The sequence below is a fragment of the uncultured Campylobacter sp. genome (assembly GCF_938018035.1).
GTDB lineage: Bacteria > Campylobacterota > Campylobacteria > Campylobacterales > Campylobacteraceae > Campylobacter_B.
In genome coordinates, this window is record NZ_CALIJF010000410.1 from 1 (window position 1) to 4024 (window position 4024).

General features: G+C 36.2%; 4 protein-coding genes and 1 pseudogene. 4 read left to right on the forward strand and 1 reads right to left on the reverse strand.

Going from position 1 to position 4024, the window contains the following annotated elements; translation table 11 throughout:
* A pseudogene (gene nusA, locus Q0257_RS12585) lies at positions 1-701 on the forward strand (transcription termination/antitermination protein NusA); the annotation flags it as partial.
* A gap of 410 nt (positions 702-1111) precedes the next feature.
* Positions 1112-1525, forward strand: coding sequence for a hypothetical protein (locus Q0257_RS12590; protein ID WP_103585693.1), 414 nt, complete (start codon positions 1112-1114; stop codon positions 1523-1525).
* Positions 1526-1562: 37 nt separating this feature from the next.
* Here the strand turns inward: Q0257_RS12590 and Q0257_RS12595 are convergent, their stop codons facing one another.
* Complete coding sequence (locus tag Q0257_RS12595; RefSeq protein WP_298025311.1) at positions 1563-2573, reverse strand: IS1595 family transposase; 1011 nt, start codon at positions 2571-2573, stop codon at positions 1563-1565.
* A 185-nt stretch (positions 2574-2758) separates the two neighbouring features.
* Between Q0257_RS12595 and Q0257_RS12600 the strand changes: the two genes are divergently transcribed.
* Together Q0257_RS12600 and Q0257_RS12605 are read left to right on the forward strand one after the other, a co-directional pair.
* Positions 2759-3235, forward strand: a complete 477-nt coding sequence (locus Q0257_RS12600) for a hypothetical protein (RefSeq protein WP_298025314.1) — start codon at positions 2759-2761, stop codon at positions 3233-3235.
* Between the two features lie 12 nt (positions 3236-3247).
* A partial coding sequence (locus tag Q0257_RS12605) for a type I restriction enzyme HsdR N-terminal domain-containing protein (RefSeq protein ID WP_298025317.1) occupies positions 3248-4024 on the forward strand: 777 nt, incomplete at its 3' end.

Below are 4024 nucleotides of genomic sequence, written 5' to 3' on the forward strand. Positions count from 1 at the left end.
CGGTCACCAAGATCGATCACGACGGCACGACCTACGTAGAGATCGAGGATACGAAAGCCTTTATGCCGCTTAAAAACCGCATCAAGGGTGAAAATTTCAAGATCGGCGACGTGCTGCAAGCCGTCATCAAAAACGTAGCGATCGACAAATCCCACGGCATCAGGCTGGAACTTTCGCGCACCAGCCCGAAATTCCTAGAAGCCCTGCTCGCCGCCGAAGTCCCAGAGATCAAAGACGGCAGCGTCATCATCCAAGCCTGCGCCAGAATCCCCGGCAGGCGCGCCAAGATCGCACTTAGCGCCGTCTCGCCAAACGTCGATCCGGTAGGCGCCACCGTCGGCAAAGGAGGCGCTCGAATCGATGCGGTGAGTAGATTCTTAAGCAAAAATTTGCAAGACGGAAGCGGCGGCGAGAGCATCGACGCGTTTGAATACTCCGCAAGCCCCGAAATTTTGATCACTCGCGCGATGGCGCCCGCGATCGTAAACTCGGTCAAAATAACGCAGGACGGCAAAGCGATCGTCTACGTAAACCCCGATCAAAAAAGCAAAGCGATCGGCAAAAATGGTCTAAATATCCGCCTCGCCTCGATGCTGTGCGGCTGCGAGATCGAGCTTATCGAAACCGGCTCGGCGAGCGAGAAAAAGGTATCCAAAGAAGAAGGTCTTAAAAATCTCGAAGCGCTTTTCGGCGAGCTGTAGAGACGAAGCGCACTTCGCTTTTTAAAATTTTGTAAGTTACGCGCTCTATAAAATTCCATGCCTACCAAATTTTGCAAATTTAGTAATTAGTGGAATTTCGTAATTTAGTACTCCACGAAATTCTATATTACGTAGAATTTTACGCCGTTTCGGAATTTTAAAATTTAGCGTCAAAACAAATTTTGACCAAAATTTTACGGCGCAGAATTCTAAGCTTAAATTTTATTCATCGCGGATTTGAATTGATGCTATATTTAAATTTACACAGCGCGCAAAATTCCGCCCCAAGATAAGCTGCGCCTACCGCTCGTATAAAATTTCCGATATTATGTATCAAACGCACCTAGACCTATATAAATATTTCAGCTAAAATTTAGCTAAAAATATCTTGCAAAGGTCTAAGAATAAATATGGCTCAATCTCACGTAATCTCTGCATTGATTGAAAAACATTCCGAACTTCAAGGAGAGATACGCTACTATCAAGATTTACTGCAAGAACTAAAAACCAACCTAGATACCATAACTAAATCCATAAGAGTATTTGATCCTAGCTTTGATACTAAGCAAATAAAGATAAAACTACATAGAAAGAACTATTTTGGACATGGTAGGCTTATGAGAAATGTAATAGAGATAGTAAAGAATAATAGTAAGGTAACACCACAACAAGTAGTAGATAAAATCAAGGAACAACACGACGCCATAAACATCAATTACATAAAAACTACCGTATATGGAGTGATGTATAAACTTGTGGATAGAAGAATTTTTAAGTTAGAAGTTGTTAATGGAGTAAAGTTGTATTCAATAAACAATGACTAGCCATAATATTTATCAATAGCGTGGTGCAAGAATCAGATCAAGCTCCCAATCTCTCCGCTACCCTATGATTACCACCTTGCCAGTATCCACAGAATTCATTTGAAATCGGAGCTTCTAAGCACTTTCTTAATATATCTCTGCTTATATTTGCATTATTCATTCTCCTAGTATCCTCACGATATGCTATCTCGTTAGCATAGTTTGAGAGATAAAGAACTCCGATCTTATGAACTTGCCCGTATTGCATACGTCTAAAACGAGCGTTATAGCTCTCTGATTGATTATTATTTTCTCCTTGCGGACCACTGTATTCTATTTCATGTGTTACTACTTGATGATTATAGTGAGCTGATAAATCAGAGTATCCATTGTTCTCATCAGTATGAATTTCACTTCCTACTTGTATAAATTTCCTTGTGATTTTATTAATATCAATAGGGTTTTCACTCTTTAAAACAAACGTCCTGGTTCTGTTTGCTCCACTTCCAAATTCGTTTCTTTGACGCAGTGATATTACCACTCTCTTGCTAGGTTTTACTACTTTTCGCCTATCTATTCTTTTGCTTCTATGATTTTTAGGTCTTATGTAGTGTCCCACATATACTCCATCTAACTCACAAATTCCTTGAAACTGCTTATCATCTTGATACTCCATTAAGCTTTCTCTTATTTTATGAAGCAATACAAAAGCTGTTTTATATTGCACGTTTAACTCCCTACTTAATTGAAGTGCCGATAAACCTTTAGCAGAATTTGTAAAAAGAGCGATCGCCATTAGTATAGCTTGAAGTGAGAGTTTGTGACCGTGAAAGATAGTGCCACTAGTTACGCTAAATCTCTTTTGGCATTCCATACATTTAAACTCATTTCTAGTTTTTATGAAGCAAATTTTGCTGCAATTCCCACATATAGGACATATCGGGTTGCCGTCATTCTCAAACCATCTTATCTTGGCAAAATGAGCTAATGCTTGTTTATCCGTCATCTTGGCGATTTGAATTAAGGAGAGACCTCTTGCAGAGGCGGATAGTAAGAAGTGTTGTGCCATTGTGTCCTCCTTGTAGAGCCTTTTTATATTTTTGAGATTGTATTATATTCTATTATATATTTAAAAAAGCTTAATATCATATATAATCGGGTATTTTATTAGTGCTATAATATATGATAAATTAAAAATAAATTTATTAAGTTAAATTTAGATAAAATCACATACTAAACAAGGGGCGATAGTAAATGACACTAGCACAAATGGTTGAAGAAATTCATAAGCAAATAGAGATAAAAGAGCTTAAAGACATCACTAAAAAAGAGATGTCTGATAGGCTAGGCATTGCAAATATAACATATATAGAGTGGCTAAGAGGAGTTAATAGTCCGCAAGGAATGAGCGCTCTTTTAAAAATGCTTGCAATGCTAAGAGACGATAGAATACCTATGGTCGTTAGAAGCTGGCAACATAATAGACGAATTTTAAAGCTATGCCATATTATCCATAAAATTCATAAGCAAATAGAAGATCTTGAAATGAAAGACATATCTCAAAAAGAGATGGCTCAAAGACTAGGAATTTCACTAAGTGCTTATGCCTCTTGGCTAGGAGATACTAAAAAACCAAAAGCTATGAGTGCACTTCTTGATATGTTGGCTATGCTTGATGATGAGGATATGGTTATGGTTGTTAGGGAGTGGGAGAGTAGCAATGTGGGTTAGAGGTAAAATCTTATGAATCTTTTTGAGGATAGAAGTTTAGTAATCAAGCAAATAATGCTAGATGAATTTAGTGTTTTGGAAAGGTATAATGCACTCAAGGCATATCAAACAAAGAAAAATTTTATAAAGAATGTAAAAGAGGAAAAATTTCAAGAAAGTTTTTTAAAAGATATTTTTGTAGATTGTCTTGGATATACACTAGATACACAAAATCCAAATAATTTTAACCTAACAAGAGAAGAAAAAACTAAGATTGATGGTAAAAAGGCTGATGGTTGTATAATTATAAACAACAAAGTTGTTGGAATTATCGAGTTAAAAGGACAAAATACCAAGGATTTAGATAAAAGAGGATCAAGAGATTTTAGCCCAGTAGAACAAGCTTTTAGCTACTTATCTTCATTTGACAATAAATTTGCAAAATACGTTATTGTTAGTAATTTTGATGAGATTAGATTTTATATCAAAGATAGATTAAAATTTGAAAGTTTTAATCTGCTTGAGCTAGATTTTGAAAATTTTAAATTTTTGCACGCACTAATCTCGTTTGAATCCATCAAAGAAGATTTGCCTTTCTCACTAAAAGAGCGTAGTAGCTCACAAGAGACCTCAATTTCTAAAAAATTTTATGATGATTATTCAAATTTTCGTATAGAGCTTTTTGAAAATATATGTAAAAATAATAGTGCTTTTACAAAACAAGAGGCTCTAAAATTTACTCAAAAAATATGCGATCGATTGATATTTATATTTTTTGCTGAGGATTGTGGACTTCTTGCCAAAGATACT

Bases quoted from the DNA above. Each gene is read 5' to 3' on its own strand.
- Q0257_RS12590 (WP_103585693.1), top strand. From the start codon at position 1,112: ATGGCTCAATCTCACGTAATCTCTGCATTGATTGAAAAACATTCCGAA.
- Q0257_RS12595 (WP_298025311.1), bottom strand. From the start codon at position 2,573: ATGGCACAACACTTCTTACTATCCGCCTCTGCAAGAGGTCTCTCCTTA.
- Q0257_RS12600 (WP_298025314.1), top strand. From the start codon at position 2,759: ATGACACTAGCACAAATGGTTGAAGAAATTCATAAGCAAATAGAGATA.